The organism is Micromonospora xinjiangensis (assembly GCF_056150165.1).
In genome coordinates, this window is the sequence record NZ_JAXCFO010000002.1 from 24,171 (window position 1) to 42,017 (window position 17,847).

Sequence of the window (17,847 nt, forward strand, 5' to 3'; positions counted from 1 at the left end):
CGAACCTAGTCGCCTGGGCGCCGCTCAGGGAGCCTTGGGGCAGCCGTGCCGCCGCTGCCACGCGCCGACCTCGTCGGCCGGGCCCCGGTTGCCGCCCTTGCGCCAGGAGTCCAGGTACCGCGCCGGCCAGATCACCCCGCGCCGGATCCACCAACCGTCCTGACCGGAGCAACTCGGCGAGATGCCGAAGTGCAGGTGGCAGACGTTGTTGGCGTTGCCCGTGCGACCCACCTCGCCCAGCTTCTGCCCGGCTCGCACCCGGACGCCGGCGTCCACACCGCCGGCCACCACGCTCAGGTGGGAGCCGTAGTAGCGCACGCCGTCGTCGCCGAGCAGCGAGACCGACAGGCCGCCGTTGTTCGGTCCGCGCGGGCCCCGCTCGTCGAACCGGTCCACCCGGCTCACCTCGAGGATCGTGCCGTCCGTCACCGCCACGACGTCCTCGCCGCAGTCGGCGAAGATGTCCGTCGCCGGGTAGCCGGAGTGGGTCTTGTGATAGGCCACCTTGCTGGCGCGAACGGGGAAGACGTGCCGCACGTCGGTGGCGGTCCTCGGCGGCACCGTGGGACCGGGCGACCCCCTGGCACCGGTGGGACCGGTCGGGCCGGCGGACGTCGGCGCCGGCTGGTCCGCCGTGGCCGGGGTGGGTGGCGGCGTCACCGCCACGCCGCCCGGAGGAACCCCCGGCCGGGTGTCCGCGCACCCACCGGCCAGCGCCGTGGCGAGCACCAGCAGGACCGGGTACGCGCGGCGTCTTCTCGTCGGCGACGGCATCCGGTCATCCTGGCAGAGTCGGTACGGTGGGGACGAGTGCTCCGGCGGAGGGGAGGCGACGGTGACGACCGGGCAGCAGCCCTTGCCGTACGACCCGGGTGCCGGGCAGCGCCAGTGGCCGCGTACCCCCTCGGGGCTCTTCCCGTCCGGGCCACCGACCCGGCCCACCTACCGCGAACCGCACCCCGTCACCGGGCTCGGTGTGGCGGCGGGCGCCGGCGCCGCGTTCGCCTGGCTGCTGCTGTTCGGGCTGCTCGGCGCGAGCGTGGCGAGCTACGTCTGGTGGACGGTCGTGGCCGGGCTGGTGGCCTGGCTCGTCGCCCTGGTGCTGATCCGCTACGGCGACCGCGGGGTGGCCACCGGGGTGGCGATCGTCACCGCGGGTGGCTGGAGCATCGCGGCCGCGATCGTCGCGACGCGGTGGGCGACGACGGGGGACTGGCCGCTCTGGTGACTGCGTCGCGTGGCGGGTCGGCTGCGCTCCGAGACCCGGCTTGACGTGGGACGGCGGACTCGGCACGCTCGGCATCATGGCCTGGACCACTCCGCGGCTCGATCCCGAACGCAGCCGCCGCCGCCTGCAACTCCTCGCCGAGTTGGCCGGGGCCCGGGCGGTACGACAGCGGGAGCGGCCGCAACGGCTGCGCACCGAGCGGCTGCGGCAGCTGATCGCCACCCGGCGCCGCATCGCCGGCTGACGTGACGACTTTGTCAGGAATGGCTCGCCCTTCGGGGCGTTGACCGGTCGCCCGCCGATCCGACCGGCTAACGTGCACGCGTAACGGGTCGGCGTGCTGTGCCGAGGGCATTTGGGGGGACCGTGTCGTACTTCGCTGCGGCCGTGGTGCGCGATGACGGCGGCTGGACGGCCGCCGAGGTGAACCTGCGTGGGGTCGCGGACGTCGACGAGGTCGCCGACCGGCTGCGGGACGTCGACCAGGACGCCGACCTGTCGCTGCTCTTCGTCGAGGCCGACGACACCTACCTGGTCATCCTGCGGCTCGACGAGAGCGAGGACCTGCGCATCTTCGGCTCGGACTCGGCGTACGCGGAGGAGTCCCGGCTCGGCGCGCTGCTGGTCGGTGACCTGAAGACGTCGGTCACCGGGTTGGACGACACCGAGGAGCCCCGGCCCAGCGGCGGCGACGAGGAGACCGAGCAGCCCGCCGTCGACCCGGAGGCCGACCCGGTCGGTGACGCTGACCTCCTGGCCGACCTGGGCATCTCGGCGCAGAAGCTGCTCTCCCTCTGCGCCGAGGAGGGCATGCTGCCGGCGGACGTGACCGCGGAGATCTGTCAGGTGCTGGGCTGCGCCGACGAGGTCGAGGAGCTGCGTGAGGTCTGAGCCGGCCGGTGGCGAGCCGCTCCTGCCTCGGGGCGGCGAGCCGGCGGACGCCACGGATCCGGCCTTCGAGACCGTACGCGCCGGGCAGCCGACGCCGGGCCGCGTGGGCCGGGTGGGGCCGGGCGCCGACGAGGGGCTGGCCGACCCGGGCGAGACGGGCCGCCGGCAACGGCACGAGCTGTGGATGCGCCGGGCGCTGGAGGTCGCGGTGACCGGGCCGGCGGGTGCCGGGACGGCCGACGAGGCCGGCGGCACGACGGCTGAGGACGTCCCGGTCGGCGCCGTGGTCTACGGGCCGGACGGGGCCGAGCTGGCGATCGGCCGTAACGAGCGCGAGCTGACCGGCGATCCGACCGCGCACGCCGAGGTGCTGGCCCTGCGCCGCGCGGCCGAGCGGCTGGGCCGGTGGCGGCTCGACGGCTGCACGCTGGTGGTCACCCTGGAGCCGTGCACGATGTGCGCCGGCGCGCTGGCGCTGGCCCGGATCTCGACAGTCGTGTTCGGCGCCTGGGAGCCGAAGACCGGCGCGGTCGGGTCGCTCTGGGACGTGCTCCGCGACCGGCGGGTCACCCACCGTCCGGAGGTCTACTCCGGGGTGCTGGAGAATGAGAGCGCCGCCCTGCTGCGCGCCTTCTTCCGCTGATCCGTGCCGCCGGGCGGTGTCGCCGTCGACAGCTCCGTTCGCCACGGCGTGGTCCGTGCGCGGTCCCTGTGCGGATCCTGTCGAGCTGCCCCATATCCGTCTCGGCCCGGGCAGCTCCACCGCGTGGTGGGGTTCGCGTGCGGAGGGCGGCCGCGGTGGCGGCGGCAGTGCGCAGATCTGGGGCAGCTCGACAGCGTGCGAAACGTGATGGCGTCACTCGCGGCGACGGGGACGCCGGGGCTGCGTGACGAGCCGCTAGCGCGGACTCCGACCCGGCTCGGCCCTCCGGGCGTCGGGGATGCCGACGCGGGGCTGCGCGGGCGACGCCTCGGGCAGCCGTACGGTGACCACCAGCCCGCCGCCGTCGCGGGGGCGGGCCGTCACGGTGCCGCCGTGCGCCCGGGTGACCGCCCGGACGATGGACAGGCCCAGGCCGAACCCGCGGCCCCCACCGACCCGTTCGCCGGAGAGCCGGCGGAACGGTTCGAAGATGGTCTCGACGTCGTACGCGGGCACGACCGGGCCGGTGTTGGTGACGGTCAGCGTGGCGTCGCCGTCGCGTACCGCCGTGGTGACCTGGACCCAGCCGCCGGCCGGGACGTTGTGCCGCAGCGCGTTCTCCACCAGGTTGGTGGTGAGCCGTTCCAGCAGCACCGGGTCGCCGACGACCAGCGCCGGAGCCAGCGCCCGTGTCACGCTCGGCCCGCCGTCGACCCCGACGGCCTGGTCCAGCACGTGGTCGGCCACGTCGGCCAGGTCGACCCGGGACCGGGCGGTCAGCTCGTTCTCCGAGTCGGCGAGGGTGAGCAGCCCGTCGATGAGCCGCTCGTGCCGCTCGTTCACCGCGAGCAGCGACTCGCCCAGCCGGCGTACGTCCTCGGAGGCGCCCCGCCGGCTGACCGCCAGCTCGATCAACGACCGGTTGAGGGCCAGCGGTGTCCGCAGCTCGTGGGAGGCGTTGGCCACGAAACGGCGCTGCCCGTCGAACGACCGGTCCAGCCGCTCCAGCATCTCGTCGAAGGTGTCGGCCAGCTCGCGTACCTCGTCCGCCGGCCCGGACAGCGAGATCCGTTCGTGCAGGCCGCGCCCGGCCACGTCGGCACCGGCGATCCGCCGCGCCGTGCCGGTGATCTGGTGCAGCGGTTGCAGCGCCCGGCCGGCGACCAGCCAGCCGAACGCCACGGCCACCACGGAGACCAGGCCCAGCGCGATCCCGCCCTGGGTGAGCAGCGACTCCAGCGTCTTGGCCCGCGCGTCGTCCTGGGCCTTGTTGACGATGAGGCGCAGCTGCTCCGCCTGGTCACCGGTGAGCCTCCCGTCCGCGCCCTCCTGGACGATCGGCTTCACGTCCCGCAGCGCCACCCCGAACGGCTGGGCCGTGCGCTGGTCGACGAGCACGTACGTCACGGCCAGCAGCACGAGCCCGGCGACGAGGAAGAGCCCGCCGTAGATGAGCGTGAGCCGTGCCCGGAGGGTGATCCGCTTCACGGGATCCGGTACCCCACGCCGGCGACCGTCTCGACCACCTGCGGTTCACCCAGCTTGCGGCGCAGCTTCATGACGGTCACCCGCACCGCGTTGGTGAACGGGTCGATGTGCTCGTCCCAGGCGCGTTCCAGCAGCTCCTCCGCGGAGACGACGGCCCCGTCGGCGCGCATCAGCTCGACCAGCACGGCGAACTCCTTGCGGGACAGCGGCACGTACCGGCCGTCCCGGTGCACCTCGCGGCGGGCCGGGTCGAGCACGATCCCGGCGCGGGCGAGGGTGGGTGGCGCCGCCCGGCGGGTCCGCCGGCTCAGCGCGTGCACCCGCGCCGAGAGCTCGACCAGCGCGAACGGCTTGGTCAGGTAGTCGTCGGCGCCGAGCGCCAGCCCGGCCACCCGCTCCCGTACGGCCGCCGCGGCGGTGAGCATCAGCACCCGGGTCTCCCCGCCGCCGTCCACGATCGCCCGGCACACGTCGTCGCCGTGCACCACCGGTAGATCACGGTCGAGGACGACCACGTCGTAGTCGTTGACGCCGAGCCGTTCCAGCGCGGCGTCGCCGTCGTACGCGACGTCCACCGCGAACGCCTCGCGGCGCAGCCACTCGGCGATGCTCTCCGCGAGGAGGCTCTCGTCCTCCACCACCAGGACCCTCACCCGTCCATGGTGCCCCGGGCCCGGATAACGGCGGCGTAACCGTCGACGGTTACGCCCGGTATACGCCCCTCGTCGTCGAATGACCGGCAGGACCGGCGGCCCTGCCGGGCCAGGAGAGGAAGCGTGTGATGCGACGAGGACTGTTCGCGCTGCCGCTGCTGTTCGCGCTCTCCCTTCCCGCGTGCGGAGGGGCGAGCGAGGAGCCGGCGGTGGCGACGGCCGGTGGCGGCGGGGCGCAGACGGCGTCCGCCAGCCCGGCCGCCCAGCTCAGCGACGACGAACGACAGCTGAAGTTCACCGGGTGCATGCGGGAGCACGGCGTCGAGCTGCCGGACCCGGAGCCGGGCGGGCAGCGGCTGTTCCGGTTCGACGGCGACACCGACCCGGAGAAGGTGCAGGCGGCGATGGAGCAGTGCCGCCAGTACCTGCCGAACGGCGGGGAGAAGCGCAAGCTCGACCCGGAGCAGGTGGAGCGGCTGCGCAAGCTCGCCACCTGCATGCGGGAGAACGGAGTGCCCGACTTCCCCGACCCGTCGGCGGACGGTGGCATCCAGCTGCGGCTCGACGTGGTGAACATCAAGGACCCGAAGGTGAAGGCCGCCATGGAGAAGTGCCGGCAGTACGCGCCGAAGCTCGCGGAGGCCACCCGGTGAGCAGGGTCCGTACGGTCGCGGCGATCGGGGCCGTGGCGGTCGCCGCGGCGGCCGGCGTCGTGGCGGCGGTGGGCTTCGGCGGCACCGACCGGGGCACCGCCGCCGCCGACACCGCCCCGCCGGCCACCGCCACCGTCACCCGCCAGACGTTGACCGACGCCCAGGCCGTGGACGGGGAACTCGGTTACGGCACCCCGCGTACCGCCGCGGCGCGGCTCACCGGGACGATCACCGCGCTGCCGGAGACCGGCGCCGTGGTGAAGCGGGGCGGCCGGCTGTACGCGGTGGACAACGACCCGGTGGTGCTGCTGTACGGGTCGCTGCCGGCGTACCGGGTGCTCGAACCGGGTGTGGAGGGCGCGGACGTCACGCAGTTCGAGCGGAACCTGAAGGCGCTCGGCTACACCGGGTTCACCGCCGACGACGAGTACACCGGCAGCACCGCCGACGCGGTGCGCGAGTGGCAGGAGGATCTCGGCCTGCCCGAGACCGGCCGGGTCGAGCCGGGCCGGCTCGTCTACGCCGACGACGCCGTCCGGGTCGAGAGCCACCAGGCCACGACCGGCGACGCGGCGCAGCCGGGCCAGGCGGTGCTCACGTACACCGGGACGAGCCGGCTGGTCACCGTGGAGCTGGATGTGGACGACCAGCGGCTGGCCAAGGAGGGCGCCGAGGTGAGCGTCGGGCTGCCCGACGGCGGGCCCGTCGCCGGCAAGATCGAGTCGGTGCAGACCGTGATCGAGTCCGGCTCGGGTGGCGCGGCCGGCCAGTCGACCGAGGCGGAGACGAAGATCGAGGTCACCGTCTCCGTGACGGACCCGGCGAAGCTCGCCGCGTACGACCAGGCGAGCGTGGAGGTCACCTTCACCGCCGCCGAGCGTCCCGACGTGCTCACCGTGCCGGTGGCGGCGCTGCTGGCGCTCGCCGAGGGCGGCTACGGCGTGGAGGTGGTCGACGGGGGCCGCAGCCGCGTCGTCGCGGTGACCACGGGCCTCTTCGCCGCCGGGCGGGTCGAGGTGAGCGGCCCGGACATCGCCGAGGGCACGACGGTGGGGATGCCGGCATGACCGGTGCGGCCGTGACGCTGGAGCGGGTGAGCCGGACGTACCCGGGCGGGGTCACCGCGCTGCGCGAGGTCTCCCTGCGGATCGGGTACGGCGAGCTGGTGGCCATCGTCGGCCCGTCCGGGTCGGGCAAGTCGACGATGCTGCACCTCATCGGCACGCTGGACCGTCCGTCGGCCGGGCGGGTGCGGATCGACGGGTACGACGTGGCGACCCTGCCCGACCGGCAGCTCTCCGCGCTGCGGGCCCGCCGGATCGGCTTCGTCTTCCAGCAGTTCCACCTGGCGCCCGGCACTCCGGTGCTGGACAACGTGGCGGACGGGTTGCTCTACGCCGGCGTACCCCGCAGGGAGCGGCGGCGGCGCGCGGAGGCCGCGCTGGACCGGGTCGGCCTGGGCCACCGGCTGTCGCACCGGCCGCACGAACTCTCCGGCGGGGAGCGGCAGCGGGTGGCGGTGGCCCGGGCGGTGGTCGGCGAGCCGGCCGTGCTCCTCGCCGACGAGCCGACCGGAAACCTCGACTCGGTCGCCGGCGCGGGGGTGCTCGCGCTGCTGCGCGACCTGCACGCGACGGGGACCACCGTCGTGGTGATCACCCATGACCGGGAGATCGCCGACGGTCTGCCCCGCCAGGTGCGGATGCGCGACGGCCGCGTGGTGGCCGATCCGGCGGCGCCGCTTCCCGAGGGGGTGCGCTGATGGTGGCGGAGACCCGGCTCCGGCTCGTGCCGACGGACGACCGCCCGCGCCTGGCGCCGGCCCGGCTCGGGCCCGGTGACGTGCTCCGCGTCGGCGGGGTCGGCCTGCGGACCCGGCCGCTGCGCGCGTTCCTGTCCGCGCTGGGCATCGCGATCGGCATCGCGGCGATGGTCGCGGTCGTCGGCATCTCGTCGTCGTCCCGGGCCGAACTGGACCGCACGCTGGACCGGCTCGGCACCAACCTGCTCACCGTCGCGCCGGGGAACACGCTCTTCGGCGACCAGGCGAAGCTGCCGGTGGAGTCGGTGGCGATGATCGGCCGGGTCGGGCCGGTGACGGGGGTCGCCGCCACCGGGCAGGTGCCGGACTCCCCGGTCTACCGCAGCGACCGCATCCCGTCGGGCGAGACGGGCGGCATCGCCACCCGCGCCGCCCAGCTCGGGCTGCTCGACACGGTGGGCGCGACGGTGCGCAGCGGCACCTGGCTCAACGGGGCCACCGAGCGGTACCCGGCCGTGGTGCTCGGCGACGCCGCCGCGCGCCGCCTCGGGCTCGGCGCGGCCGGACCGGACGTGCAGGTGTACCTGGGCGGGCGCTGGTTCACCGTGGTCGGCATCCTGGCCCCGGCTCCGCTCGCCCCCGAGCTGGACAGCTCCGCGCTGGTCGGTTGGCCGGCCGCGGAGGCGTACCTCGGCTTCGACGGCCACCCGACGACCGTCTACACGCGGGCGCGGGAGGCCTCGGTGGAGGCGGTCCGCGCGGTGCTCGGCGCGACGGCCAACCCGGAGGCGCCGAACGAGGTGCAGGTCTCCCGGCCGTCGGACGCGCTGGCCGCCGCGGCCGCCAGCGACGAGGCGTTCACCGGGCTGCTGCTGGGGCTCGGCGCCGTGGCGCTGCTGGTCGGCGGGGTGGGGGTGGCCAACACCATGGTCATCTCGGTGCTGGAGCGGCGGGCCGAGATCGGCCTGCGGCGCTCGTTGGGCGCCACCCGGGGGCAGGTCCGCGTCCAGTTCCTGGCCGAGTCGCTGCTGCTCTCCGCGCTCGGCGGGGCCGGCGGGGTGCTGCTCGGCATCCTGGTGACCACCGGGTACGCGTTCTGGCGGGAGTGGCCGACGGTGGTGCCGGTGTGGGCGATGGCCGGTGGCGTCGGCGCGACCGTCGTGATCGGCGCGTTCGCGGGTCTCTACCCGGCTGTCCGGGCGGCCCGGCTCGCCCCCACCGAGGCGCTCGCCTGACGTCCCGGGTGCGCCTGCCGGCGGCGGGCGCACCCGGGTCGGGCGTCACGCCGGGGTGGCCGCCGGGCGCAGCAGCGTGGCGGCCACCGCGCGGGCCGCGTCGGTCCACGGCGTCGGGCGCAGCGTCGCCGGGTCGAGCCGGACGATCGACCGGGTGCCCTCGGCGTACACGGTGTCGCCGTCGGGCGAGCGGAACCGGAAGCCGTAGCGGGCGCTGGTGGTGCCGAACTGGTCGAGCCAGAAGTGCACGGCCACCGGGCCGGTGCGGCTGATCGGGGTCCGGTAGGTGATGGTGAACTCGCGGACCGCGTGGAACAGGTCGGGCGGAGTGGCGCTGCCCCGGTAGGCGAGCCCCCGGTCGGTCCAGTAGGGCGTCAACGCGCGTTCCAGCAGCACCGCGTAGCGGGCGTTGTGCAGGATGCCCATCGCGTCGAGGTCGTCGAAGTGCACCGTCACGTGCTCGACGTGCCCGTACGCGACGGCGGGCTGGTCGGCGAGGGCGTGGCTCATGGTCGGCCTTCCGTTAGCAGGGTCGGGTCGGGGCAGAGCGCCCGGAGCCGGTCCAGCAGCGCCCGGCGGGCGTGCCGGTAGGTCGCGTCGGGGTCGAGCAACCGGGAGTGCATGGCGGCGCTCATGCCGAGAGCGTCGATCTCGTACGCCAACTGCGCGGCGTCCAGGTCGGCGGGGAGTTCACCGGCGTCGACGGCCTGCCGGACGAGGTCCTCCAGGAACCCGGTCCAGCGGTCGAACACCTCGGCCAGGCGGTCGCGCACCGGCCCGGGGCGGGCGTTGTACTCGAACTGCGTGTTGGCGAAGAAGCACCCGCCGGGGAGCACCCGGGCCGCGTAGAAGTCGATCCGGGCCTCGTGCAGCGCGCGCAGCCGGCGTACGCCCCGGGGGGCGCGCAGCGCCGGGGCGATGACGTGCTCCTGCCACTGCTCCACCGCCCGGTCGATCGCCGCGAGCTGGAGCGCCTCCTTCGACCGCCAGTGCGCGAAGAGCCCGGACTTGCTGACGCCGAGCGCGTCGGCGAGCTGGGCGAGGCTGAGCCCGTGCAGGCCGGCCTCGGTGGCGAGCACCACGGCCCGGTCCAGGGCGGCGGCGCGGGTGCGCTCGCCACGGGCGAGGCGTCCGTCGACGGTCATGCCGGTCACGGTACTAAAAAAGCACGACCGGTCGTATTGTTTTGGACGGTGACCGCCGTCACCCACGCCGGCCGGCGGAAACGACATCGCCCCGCCGTCCCTCACGGGCGGCGGGGCGACGACGGTACGACGAAACTCAGCTGATGATCGTGTCCAGCGCGACCTCCACCATCTGGCTGAAGGTCTGCTCGCGCTCCGCGGCGGTGGTCTTCTCGCCGGTCTTGATGTGGTCGCTCACCGTCAGCACGGTCAACGCCCGCGCCTTGAACCGGGCCGCGATCGTGTAGAGCGCCGCCGACTCCATCTCCACGGCCAGCACGCCGTAGTCGGCGAGGGTGTCGTAGAGGTCCGGCCGGTCGGTGTAGAAGGCGTCGGCCGCCAGGATCGGGCCCACGTGCATCGTGATGCCCTGCCGCTCGGCGACCTCGACGGCCGTGCGCAGCAACCCGAAATCGGCGACCGGGGCGTAGTCGATCAGGCCGTCGAAGCGCATCCGGTTCATGTTCGAGTCGGTGGACGAGCCGATCGCCGCGATCACGTCCCGCAGCTTCAGGTCCTCCCGCAGCGCGCCGCAGGAGCCGACCCGGATCAGCGTCTTCACGCCGTACTCGTTGATCAGCTCGTGCGCGTAGATCGAGGCGGACGGCATGCCCATGCCGGAGCCCTGGACGGAGACGTCGACCCCCTTCCAGCGCCCGGTGAAGCCCAGCATGCCGCGGACCGTCGAGTAGCACTCGGCGCCCTCGAGGTAGGTCTCCGCGATCCACTTGGCCCGCAGCGGGTCGCCCGGCATCAGGACCCGCTCGGCGATCTCTCCCGGCTTCGCGCCGATGTGCGTACTCATGGCAACGATCCTGCCAGGCGCCCTCGGGCCGTACCGGTTCGGCATCGGAACCAGCGGTCCTGTACCCTACTCGGCGGTGGTGTGTCCGAGTGGCCTAAGGAGCACGCCTCGAAAGCGTGTGAGGGTTTACGCCCTCCGCGGGTTCAAATCCCGCCGCCACCGCTCGTGAAACGCAGAAACGCCCGGTCGATCCGCAAGGATCGACCGGGCGTTCCGCTTCTGGTCTCAGTTTCGGTCTCAGTTGGCGATCAGGAGGCCGGTTTCGGCCCGTCTGCGCCGTTGGGCGGATTATCCCAGAGCAGCCCACCGACGCGTTTGGCGATGTCCCGGCGGACCTGTGCGGTCAGGTGCTGGTACCGGGCTGCCATGGCGGAGTTCGACCAGCCCATGATGCCCATCACGGCCCTCTCGGCGACTCCGAGGATCAGCAGCACGGTGGCGGCCGTGTGACGGGCGTCATGCAGCCGCCCGTCCCGCAGGCCAGCGAGCTTGAGCAGCCGCTTCCACTCGTCATAGTCCGTCCGCGGATTGACCGGACCGCCGGTCGGTGTGGCGAACAGCCAGTCACCGCTTTCCCAGAGTTGGGCGGCGATGATTCGTTCACGCTCCTGTTCGTCGCGGTGCTTGCGAAGCAGCGCCACCAACTCATCAGGTAGCCCGATGCTGCGTCGGCCCGCTCGTGACTTGGTTTCGGCGGTGTCGGCCCACACCTGGCGGCGGTCGGGGCAGTGCCCGCCGTGCTTCCGGCCGCACGGTGAGTTGCACCCGTGCTCCCACCTCGGGCGCTGCCGACCGCGTCGCACGGTCAGCGTCCCGGCGTCCAGGTCGACATCCGACCAGCGCAGGCCGAGCGCTTCCCCTTGACGTAGACCAAGCGAAAGCGCGATGGCCCATCGCGCGCTGTTTCGCCGGCCGCGCGTCGCAGCCAACAGACGCTGCACCTCTTCGACCGAGTACGGCTCGATTTCGGTTTCAGGAAGTCGTGGTGCCTTGGCAAGCGCGGCAGGGTTCCGCGTCAGGTGCCCGCGGCGCACGGCCTCGTTGAGCGCGGTCCGTACGGTGCGGTGCGCTTGATGAGCGGTCGCTGGGGCGGCGCCCTTCTCCTGCATCCGCCTGTAGAAGCGCTCTAGATGCTCCGGCTCCAAGCGGTCGAGACGATGCGCGCCGAGGCCCGGAATCAGGTGACGATAGACCGCGACCCGGTAGCCAGCGATGGTGTTCTCACGGACCGCAGGCGCGGCGATGTTCTCAACCCAATGCGTCAGCCATGTTTTTACAGTCCAGCGCTGGCCAGCTTTGCGAACGGCTCCGCTATCCCGTTCCCTCTCAAGGAGACGGACCTTCTTGATGACCGCGGCTTCCGTCTTCCCTCGCACATGCCTGCGGTCAGGTGAGCCGTCATCCCGCACACCGACCGTTACTCGGCCGTGCCAGGAACCATCGGCTCCGAGGTAGATGCTGAATGCTCCTCGGGCAGCTAGACCCGGATGACCCGAAACAGGCGTCGCACCAGATCGCCAACAAGCTGCGAGCGGCCATCCTTACGCGCCGCCTCGTCCCTGGCGACAAGCTTCCGTCGCAACCCGATCTCGCTGCCCGTTATGGCGTAGCGCGAGAGACCGTCAAACGAGCCTTGGACCTGCTCCGGGCAGAGCGGTTGATCGTGACGCGGCAGGGCAGCGGCGCGTTCGTCCGTGCGCAGACTCAGCGGCCTGTCGAGCTGCGTCCGCACATCGAGGCCGCGTTTGAGCGGCCACACGTCACGATCGATTTCGCGGGGTTCTCAGGCGAGACACTGCGAGACGCGCTCGCCGAGGCGTTGGACAAGGTGCGGGTCGGGCGGCTCGCACCGGAGACGATTGCCGTGCGGGTCCTGATCTCTGACATGACCGTGCCGATGGCACTGCCCTCACGAGCAGAGACCCAGGCCGACGATCCCGCTGTGCGTGAGCGTGCCAATCGGATCACCCGTCGGGCGGCGGACGGCATCATCGACCAGGTGACGGAGCTGGGAGACCTGGGCCTCGTCCGGTCGACCACTGTCGAGGTGCGGATGCACCGGGCATCTCCGCTGTTCAAGCTCTACATCCTGAACGGTGAAGAGGTCTTCTATGGCTTCTATCCGGTCGTTGAGCGCACCGTCGCGATCAAGGGCGAACCCATGGCGATCTACGACCTGATGGGCAAGGATGTGCCGCTGTTCCACTACGTAGTGACCGACGATGATGCCTCGCATGGCACGCAGTTTGTGGAGGCCTCGCGCCAGTGGTTCGACTCCGTGTGGTCGACCATCGCCTACCGGTACGACGGATGAGCGCCAAGCTTGGCCGCTTGCTCGGCGAGGTCGGCGCCGTACTGCTCGACTTCGACGGCCCCGTGTGCAGCATCTTCGCCGGCTATCCAGCACCGCAGATTGCCGCCGAGCTGATCGACGTGCTGCGGCGGCACGGTGCCGACGTTCCGCCGGATCTCGCCAGAGAACCCGACCCCCTAGAGGTGCTACGCCGTACCGGCGCAGCCGGAGACTATGGCATCACGCGGGCGGTGGAGGATGCGCTTTGTGTGGCCGAGCGTCGCGCTGTCGAGACTGCGGAGCCCACACCATTCGGCCGGGAGGTCATCGTGGCGGCGCGGCAGGCAGGGATTCCGGTGGCGGTAGTAAGCAACAACTCTGCCGGTGCTGTGACCGCGTACATGGCAGCGCACCGGCTCGAGAAGTACGTGTCGCCGGTGGTAGGTCGCGCTTATGCCGAACCAACCCGAATGAAGCCCAACCCCGATCCGATCCTGCAGGCCGTGCATGCGCTCGGTCAGTCTCCGAGGCGCTGCGTTCTCATAGGCGACTCGCTATCAGACATCGAGGGAGCACATGCTGCGGGAGTGTGTGTGATCGGTTATGCGAACAAGCCTTGCAAGGTCGAAAAATTCACCACTGCACGTGCGAATGCGGTAGCAGGCAGCATGGCTGAGATCGCCCAAGCACTTATCGACTTGGCCGCCTCTGTTTAGATCCATGTGGTCGTGGGCAGGATGGAGTAGTCCTTGGGGTGAAGGTTGAGGGCGGCCTCGCGATGTGAGGATCCGGCTTATGCGGGTTCGCACCCTTTGCGCGTCGACTTTATGACTGACACCCGTGTCTCGGCTTTACCGGCACCTGCTGATCCGACATGCTGTCCTGATGCGTGTCGGGGGTGTCAGTGTGAACTCGGGCGATCTCTACTTCGCGGTTGTGGAGCCCTCATGGTCAGGGCTGATAGCGCAGCAAGTCGCTGTGGGCGCTCCGCGTGTTCGTCCAACCGCCGCCCTACCCGTAAACCAGCGAGCCGCGGATCTCCTCGGAAGGGTGAAGCAGGAACTGCGGGCGGTCGGCGTCAACAAGCTGGGTATCCTCGACGTTCGCCGATTCAACAACTGGCAGTATGCGTCGGCATATTCGCGAATCTCGGCACTTACCGTCCTGCAACTCGCCTGCCATGATCTCGGGATCTCATACCAGGAATTGAAGACCGACCCCGTCGGGCGCGTCGTCGGCTCGGCACCGGACAAGCTTCATTTGTTGGATCCCCAGCGGTTTGGCTTCAGCGAAAGTCCCTTGTATTGGCGCGTAGGCCGATCCGAGGCGTTTGCCGTGGCTGCTGCCGTTCTGGCCGAGGAATCCGAGTAGCAGGTGGAAGGCGAGACCTTGGCTGCCCGAGAGAACGTCCGCAAGCTAGAGCTTGAATTCGAATGTCTCAAAAGTATCCCAGGCGGAATGAGTGAGGTTCATCTCTACTGGGACCCCTATCTCCGTGTGGAGCGAGTTGGAAAAGCATTCGATATCTCGGGACTTGAAGCGGACGACTCCCTTCCCGAGCCGGCTACGTTGCAGTCTATTAATCACCCCAATGTAGTCCGAGTGGTTACCGCGGCGCGGATTAAGGACTATCCACCGCCGATGGAAGTCGTTGAACTCATCACACCCTATTATCCGCGAGGTAGCATCACCGATGCGCTCCTCAGAGGTGACCGCTTCACGCTTACGCAGGCAATAGGGATCGCGAAGGCGTCGCTACTTGGACTCGCGGAGCTTCACGACGTATACAGGATCCTGCATCGAGACGTGAAGGGTGGGAACATCCTCCTGGCCGACGATCATTGTGTCGCGGTTGTTGCCGATCTCGGCCTCGCCGCCAAGCTTGATGAGAATGGCTTGGCCATCACGGCCAACAACCCAACTCCTTACTCTCCACCCGAATTCTTTTCCGGCGCGCTATCCGTCGCTAGTGACATCTACTCGATGGGAGTCGTGCTGCGAGAGCTTGTCGCCGGACACTATCCGTACGAAGACTATTCGCGGGATCTAATTATTGGACGGCTCGAAAAGGGGCTGACTGCTATCCCGTTGAATGACGTGCCCTATCCTCCATATGTTCCCACGGCGCTCAGGCGAATAATCGCGAAGGCATGTGATGGCGATCCCGGTCGGCGTTATAGCTCGGCTAGGGCCATGATTGAGGCGCTCGCGAAGGTTGTGGTCCTCGATTGGGAACAGGTGGCAGAAAGCCGCTGGGAAGCGCCGTACCTTCATCACCCACGCTCGCGAATCAGCGTTGAGTGCAAGAGAAAGCGTGACAAGAGCTACGGGGTAACCGTCCGCAGGCGGAAGCGCGACTGGGCGGGCTGGCGCCGGCTGCGTCCTGAATCCGTCATCCCCGATTTGTCCAGCCCTGCTTTGGTTGGGATCTTCGACAAGGCAACAGCAGCGGCATCGACCCGTTGACCGGCCTTCATTAGGGCCTGTCGCTCGTCGTCGTCAAGACGTGTCCACTCAGCCGAGACGCGCTCCTGCCATTCAGAGGAAACTGAAAGGCGGGCATTGCGGCCTACGCCGCTCGCCTCCAGGACTCCAGCTGCCGCAAGCCTTAGCAGTAGCGAGAAGGTCGTACTCTGCTGAAAGCCGGTGGCCTTGCGACGCAGTTGCTCCAGTTCTGACCTAAGTTGACTGGAGCACTTCGAGGAATCGAAGATCTCTTCGGCAAGCATTGTGGCCGCCCAAGGGTGCCTGGGCAGCCCGCCGGGCATTGCCCAGACGCCTAGGGTTAGAGTGCGTAAGGCTGGCGGGTGGCGACGCTCGCTCGTGCCCATACCACACCGTAACCCCTTCGAGTCAGCTGCGCACGACCTCACAGCTATCGGGTGTGTTACACCTGCTCGGCCTCGCCGCCGGTGTTAGGACGGACGGGAGGCAAAGCTCAAACCTGTGTGCCTGGAAGCCTCGCCGGGCATCCTAGACGCACACTAGACGGTCCTTTCGTACCAAAACGAACGGATTCGGGCACGTGCGGAAGCGGGTGCCTCCAAGCGGGTAAAGGTGTCGCCGCCTTCCCAGTAGAGACAGTCAACGCCGTAGGTGTGAAGGAGTCCGATGTCCCTGCGTGCTGGCGCCGCGGGGAAGAGAGCGGTCAGGCGGTTCACCGGTTGAGCGGTGTGGGCGGCGTAATCCAGGAGCTGACCGAGAGCGTCACGAACGTAGGAGTGACTGGCAGAACGCTTTGCCTCGATAAGGTCACCGTTCTCGACGCAGTACAGGTCGGTCCATCCGACTGCGAGCCGCAGACGCATTAGCCCTGGCAGTGTCGCGCGGTACTTGGCGACCAAGCGGGCTTCGGCCCGTTGAACGATCACCGTCCCAGCGATGCGCTCGTACGTCGTAGCGTCGGTGTGACTCTCCTCGGCGCCGAACAGTTCTTGGGTGCTGCCGAGAGCCCCGATGAGGAGTTCACCCGCTTGCTCGTGGTTCTCGCTGACCTCGGTGGCCGTCAAGCCGAGGCCGGCTATGAGCGCGGCCGCTTGATCTGGGCGTGGTACTCGTGTCTCTTGAAAGACATCGCGCGGGCTGTACCCTGCGAGGACTTGAAGATCGCTGTAGCGCACGTCATGGACGCGGCGGAAGTCGACCAACGAGTACACGTTGCTCCAGCTCCCGGTTTCTTGATCCGGTTGCCATAGCGCATCCGCGAACGCGGCGTTGCGCAACTTGCAACCGATGTAGGCGATGGCCTGGACACGGTTCTGCCCGGTGAAGAGAACCGGATCGCCTGGAGCGAGGCGGTCCATCTTGCCGTCATGGCGTGAGAGGGCACCCCAGAACCGAGCACGTCCGGACGGGTGGGCCGCGAGTAGCTGTTGGGCCTCGTCGCTACTCAACGCTCTTACTGCCGACTGCTCGGTGAAGGCAACCTCCTGCTCCAGCGTGTCCCGGAATCGGGCGCGGGATGCGGGATTGCCGTAACAAGGGGCAATCAGCACCAGCGGTTGCCGGAGGGTCGCCGCGACCAAGCCTTGGTCGGTCGGCGTGACCTGGTGGGGCATGCGAGGCGATGGGATTTGTCTTGGTCCTGACGGGCTTGCCAACTCCCGCTCCAGTGCCGCGGGATCCGTCGCACTATGACCGGGCACCGCCACCCGCAATCGTAGCCGTTTGCTGTTGTTGCCAGCCTTAGTTGCCTCGGGGGCTTGGCCGATACGGCCTTGACCGTTGGTGAGCCGCCGGCGGAGACGGTCAAGGTCCGCCTGTTCCGTAAGGGCTACCGGTCCCTCAAGCACCATCCGGTGCGTCTCCGGCAGGCTTGCCAGCGTCCTAGAGTCGACCACGACCCTCGTCAAGACCGCCTCTCGGTCCCTGAGGCGTTCGAGCAGTAACCGGAGCCCCTCGCGGTAGTCGGCATTGCGGCTTCCCCCATTTGCAGTCCGTCCGCCGGCGCTGTCCAGGATCACGGACAGGCCATGGGAATCCGCCTCGACCTTGTAATGGGCGTTGAGGACGCGTCCTTCACCATCGGTCAGATGCACGGTCTCAGAGTTCCACACGGGTGCGACGTCTGAGTTGCCTTGCAGGGGCGGGCCAGGTAGCCGGTGTCCACGGTGCAGAGCAAGCCGGGCGGATCGCCCTGCGTGCCGCGGTTGATCGCGGCGGCGCCGAATGTGTTGAGATGTCCAGGTTTGTGTGACGACGGCCGTAGTGGGCTACCACCCCCACCACGGCACGTCGTCCACCGGCGCCAACATCTCTTCGCACGAGGCCAGCAGCCCGGTACCTTTTTCTACTCCGTCAGCCCGCAAATAGGCAACACGAACTACCCAGTTTTGGGCGCTCGCTCGTCAGGGATCTTTATAGGGTATGTGAAGGCGCAGCCTCCTGACCTGCACAGATGTGGCTGCCGGTCGCCTACGTGCGGAGCCCCGCGGCTGGCCGACGGCTTTGAAGAACTGTCGTCGCTTCGTAGACTGACGGTCAACCTCGGGCTCCTACCAAGCCATTCAAAC

20 protein-coding genes and 1 tRNA gene are annotated in these 17,847 nt (G+C 69.9%); 13 read left to right on the plus strand and 8 right to left on the minus strand.

Going from position 1 to position 17,847, the window contains the following annotated elements; genetic code table 11:
* Positions 1-24: 24 nt before the first annotated feature.
* The gene (locus tag SM573_RS06865; protein WP_474611466.1) at positions 25-774 is read right to left on the minus strand and encodes a M23 family metallopeptidase; all 750 of its coding nucleotides are present in this window, start codon (positions 772-774) and stop codon (positions 25-27) included.
* 82 nt (positions 775-856) lie between these two features.
* Here SM573_RS06865 and SM573_RS06870 point away from each other — a divergent pair, with 82 nt between their 5' ends.
* The 4 genes from SM573_RS06870 (at position 857) to SM573_RS06885 (ending at position 2,762) form a co-directional block, all read left to right on the plus strand.
* Positions 857-1,228: a hypothetical protein gene (locus SM573_RS06870; protein ID WP_474611514.1), complete on the plus strand. Its 372-nt coding sequence runs from the start codon at positions 857-859 to the stop codon at positions 1,226-1,228.
* Between the two features lie 76 nt (positions 1,229-1,304).
* Positions 1,305-1,472: a hypothetical protein gene (locus SM573_RS06875; RefSeq protein WP_474611465.1), complete on the plus strand. Its 168-nt coding sequence runs from the start codon at positions 1,305-1,307 to the stop codon at positions 1,470-1,472.
* Between the two features lie 122 nt (positions 1,473-1,594).
* On the plus strand, positions 1,595-2,119 hold the full coding sequence (locus SM573_RS06880) for a tRNA adenosine deaminase-associated protein (RefSeq protein WP_474611464.1): 525 nt from the start codon (positions 1,595-1,597) through the stop codon (positions 2,117-2,119).
* Positions 2,120-2,303: 184 nt separating this feature from the next.
* On the plus strand, positions 2,304-2,762 hold the full coding sequence (locus SM573_RS06885) for a nucleoside deaminase (protein WP_474611513.1): 459 nt from the start codon (positions 2,304-2,306) through the stop codon (positions 2,760-2,762).
* Positions 2,763-3,017: 255 nt separating this feature from the next.
* On the opposite strand, the gene SM573_RS06890 is transcribed toward SM573_RS06885, so the two are convergent.
* Positions 3,018-4,250 carry a sensor histidine kinase gene (locus SM573_RS06890; protein WP_474611463.1) on the minus strand — a complete coding sequence of 411 codons (1,233 nt, stop codon included), beginning with the start codon at positions 4,248-4,250 and terminating at the stop codon, positions 3,018-3,020.
* A complete protein-coding gene (locus SM573_RS06895; protein ID WP_474611462.1) occupies positions 4,247-4,903 on the minus strand; it encodes a response regulator transcription factor in 657 nt (218 codons plus the stop codon). Before SM573_RS06895 ends, SM573_RS06890 begins: the two co-directional genes overlap by 4 nt.
* Before the next feature lie 128 nt (positions 4,904-5,031).
* Here SM573_RS06895 and SM573_RS06900 point away from each other — a divergent pair, with 128 nt between their 5' ends.
* Genes SM573_RS06900 through SM573_RS06915 form a run of 4 tightly spaced genes read left to right on the plus strand, consistent with a single transcriptional unit; the run spans position 5,032 to position 8,553 of the window.
* Complete coding sequence (locus SM573_RS06900; protein ID WP_474611461.1) at positions 5,032-5,556, plus strand: hypothetical protein; 525 nt, start codon at positions 5,032-5,034, stop codon at positions 5,554-5,556.
* Entirely contained in the window at positions 5,553-6,623 is a 1,071-nt protein-coding gene (locus SM573_RS06905) for a peptidoglycan-binding protein (RefSeq protein WP_474611460.1), read from the plus strand. The genes SM573_RS06900 and SM573_RS06905 overlap by 4 nt, the downstream gene beginning before the upstream one ends.
* Complete coding sequence (locus SM573_RS06910; RefSeq protein WP_474611459.1) at positions 6,620-7,318, plus strand: ABC transporter ATP-binding protein; 699 nt, start codon at positions 6,620-6,622, stop codon at positions 7,316-7,318. The genes SM573_RS06905 and SM573_RS06910 overlap by 4 nt, the downstream gene beginning before the upstream one ends.
* Positions 7,318-8,553 (plus strand): ABC transporter permease, encoded by a 1,236-nt coding sequence (locus SM573_RS06915; RefSeq protein ID WP_474611458.1) that lies wholly within the window; start codon positions 7,318-7,320, stop codon positions 8,551-8,553. The genes SM573_RS06910 and SM573_RS06915 overlap by 1 nt, the downstream gene beginning before the upstream one ends.
* Before the next feature lie 45 nt (positions 8,554-8,598).
* Here SM573_RS06915 and SM573_RS06920 read toward each other — a convergent pair whose 3' ends face one another.
* The 3 genes from SM573_RS06920 to deoD form a co-directional block, all read right to left on the minus strand.
* Entirely contained in the window at positions 8,599-9,063 is a 465-nt protein-coding gene (locus tag SM573_RS06920) for an acyl-CoA thioesterase (protein WP_474611457.1), read from the minus strand.
* Positions 9,060-9,698, minus strand: a complete 639-nt coding sequence (locus SM573_RS06925; protein ID WP_474611456.1) for a TetR/AcrR family transcriptional regulator — start codon at positions 9,696-9,698, stop codon at positions 9,060-9,062. Before SM573_RS06925 ends, SM573_RS06920 begins: the two co-directional genes overlap by 4 nt.
* A 136-nt stretch (positions 9,699-9,834) precedes the next feature.
* Positions 9,835-10,542: a purine-nucleoside phosphorylase gene (deoD, locus tag SM573_RS06930; protein WP_474611455.1), complete on the minus strand. Its 708-nt coding sequence runs from the start codon at positions 10,540-10,542 to the stop codon at positions 9,835-9,837.
* A gap of 75 nt (positions 10,543-10,617) precedes the next feature.
* Here deoD and SM573_RS06935 point away from each other — a divergent pair.
* Positions 10,618-10,704 (plus strand) — tRNA-Ser (locus tag SM573_RS06935).
* Between the two features lie 86 nt (positions 10,705-10,790).
* Here SM573_RS06935 and SM573_RS06940 read toward each other — a convergent pair.
* Positions 10,791-11,999 carry a tyrosine-type recombinase/integrase gene (locus SM573_RS06940; protein WP_474611512.1) on the minus strand — a complete coding sequence of 403 codons (1,209 nt, stop codon included), beginning with the start codon at positions 11,997-11,999 and terminating at the stop codon, positions 10,791-10,793.
* A 5-nt stretch (positions 12,000-12,004) separates the two neighbouring features.
* On the opposite strand from SM573_RS06940, the gene SM573_RS06945 reads away from it, so the two are divergent.
* From SM573_RS06945 to SM573_RS06960, 4 genes are all read left to right on the plus strand, one after another.
* Entirely contained in the window at positions 12,005-12,856 is an 852-nt protein-coding gene (locus SM573_RS06945; protein WP_474611454.1) for a winged helix-turn-helix domain-containing protein, read from the plus strand.
* Positions 12,853-13,551, plus strand: a complete 699-nt coding sequence (locus tag SM573_RS06950; protein WP_474611453.1) for an HAD family hydrolase — start codon at positions 12,853-12,855, stop codon at positions 13,549-13,551. Before SM573_RS06945 ends, SM573_RS06950 begins: the two co-directional genes overlap by 4 nt.
* 334 nt (positions 13,552-13,885) lie before the next feature.
* Positions 13,886-14,206, plus strand: a complete 321-nt coding sequence (locus tag SM573_RS06955) for a hypothetical protein (RefSeq protein WP_474611452.1) — start codon at positions 13,886-13,888, stop codon at positions 14,204-14,206.
* A gap of 3 nt (positions 14,207-14,209) precedes the next feature.
* On the plus strand, positions 14,210-15,301 hold the full coding sequence (locus SM573_RS06960) for a serine/threonine-protein kinase (protein WP_474611451.1): 1,092 nt from the start codon (positions 14,210-14,212) through the stop codon (positions 15,299-15,301).
* A gap of 518 nt (positions 15,302-15,819) precedes the next feature.
* Here the strand turns inward: SM573_RS06960 and SM573_RS06965 are convergent.
* Positions 15,820-17,373: a hypothetical protein gene (locus SM573_RS06965; protein WP_474611450.1), complete on the minus strand. Its 1,554-nt coding sequence runs from the start codon at positions 17,371-17,373 to the stop codon at positions 15,820-15,822.
* Between the last annotated feature and the right edge of the window lie 474 nt (positions 17,374-17,847).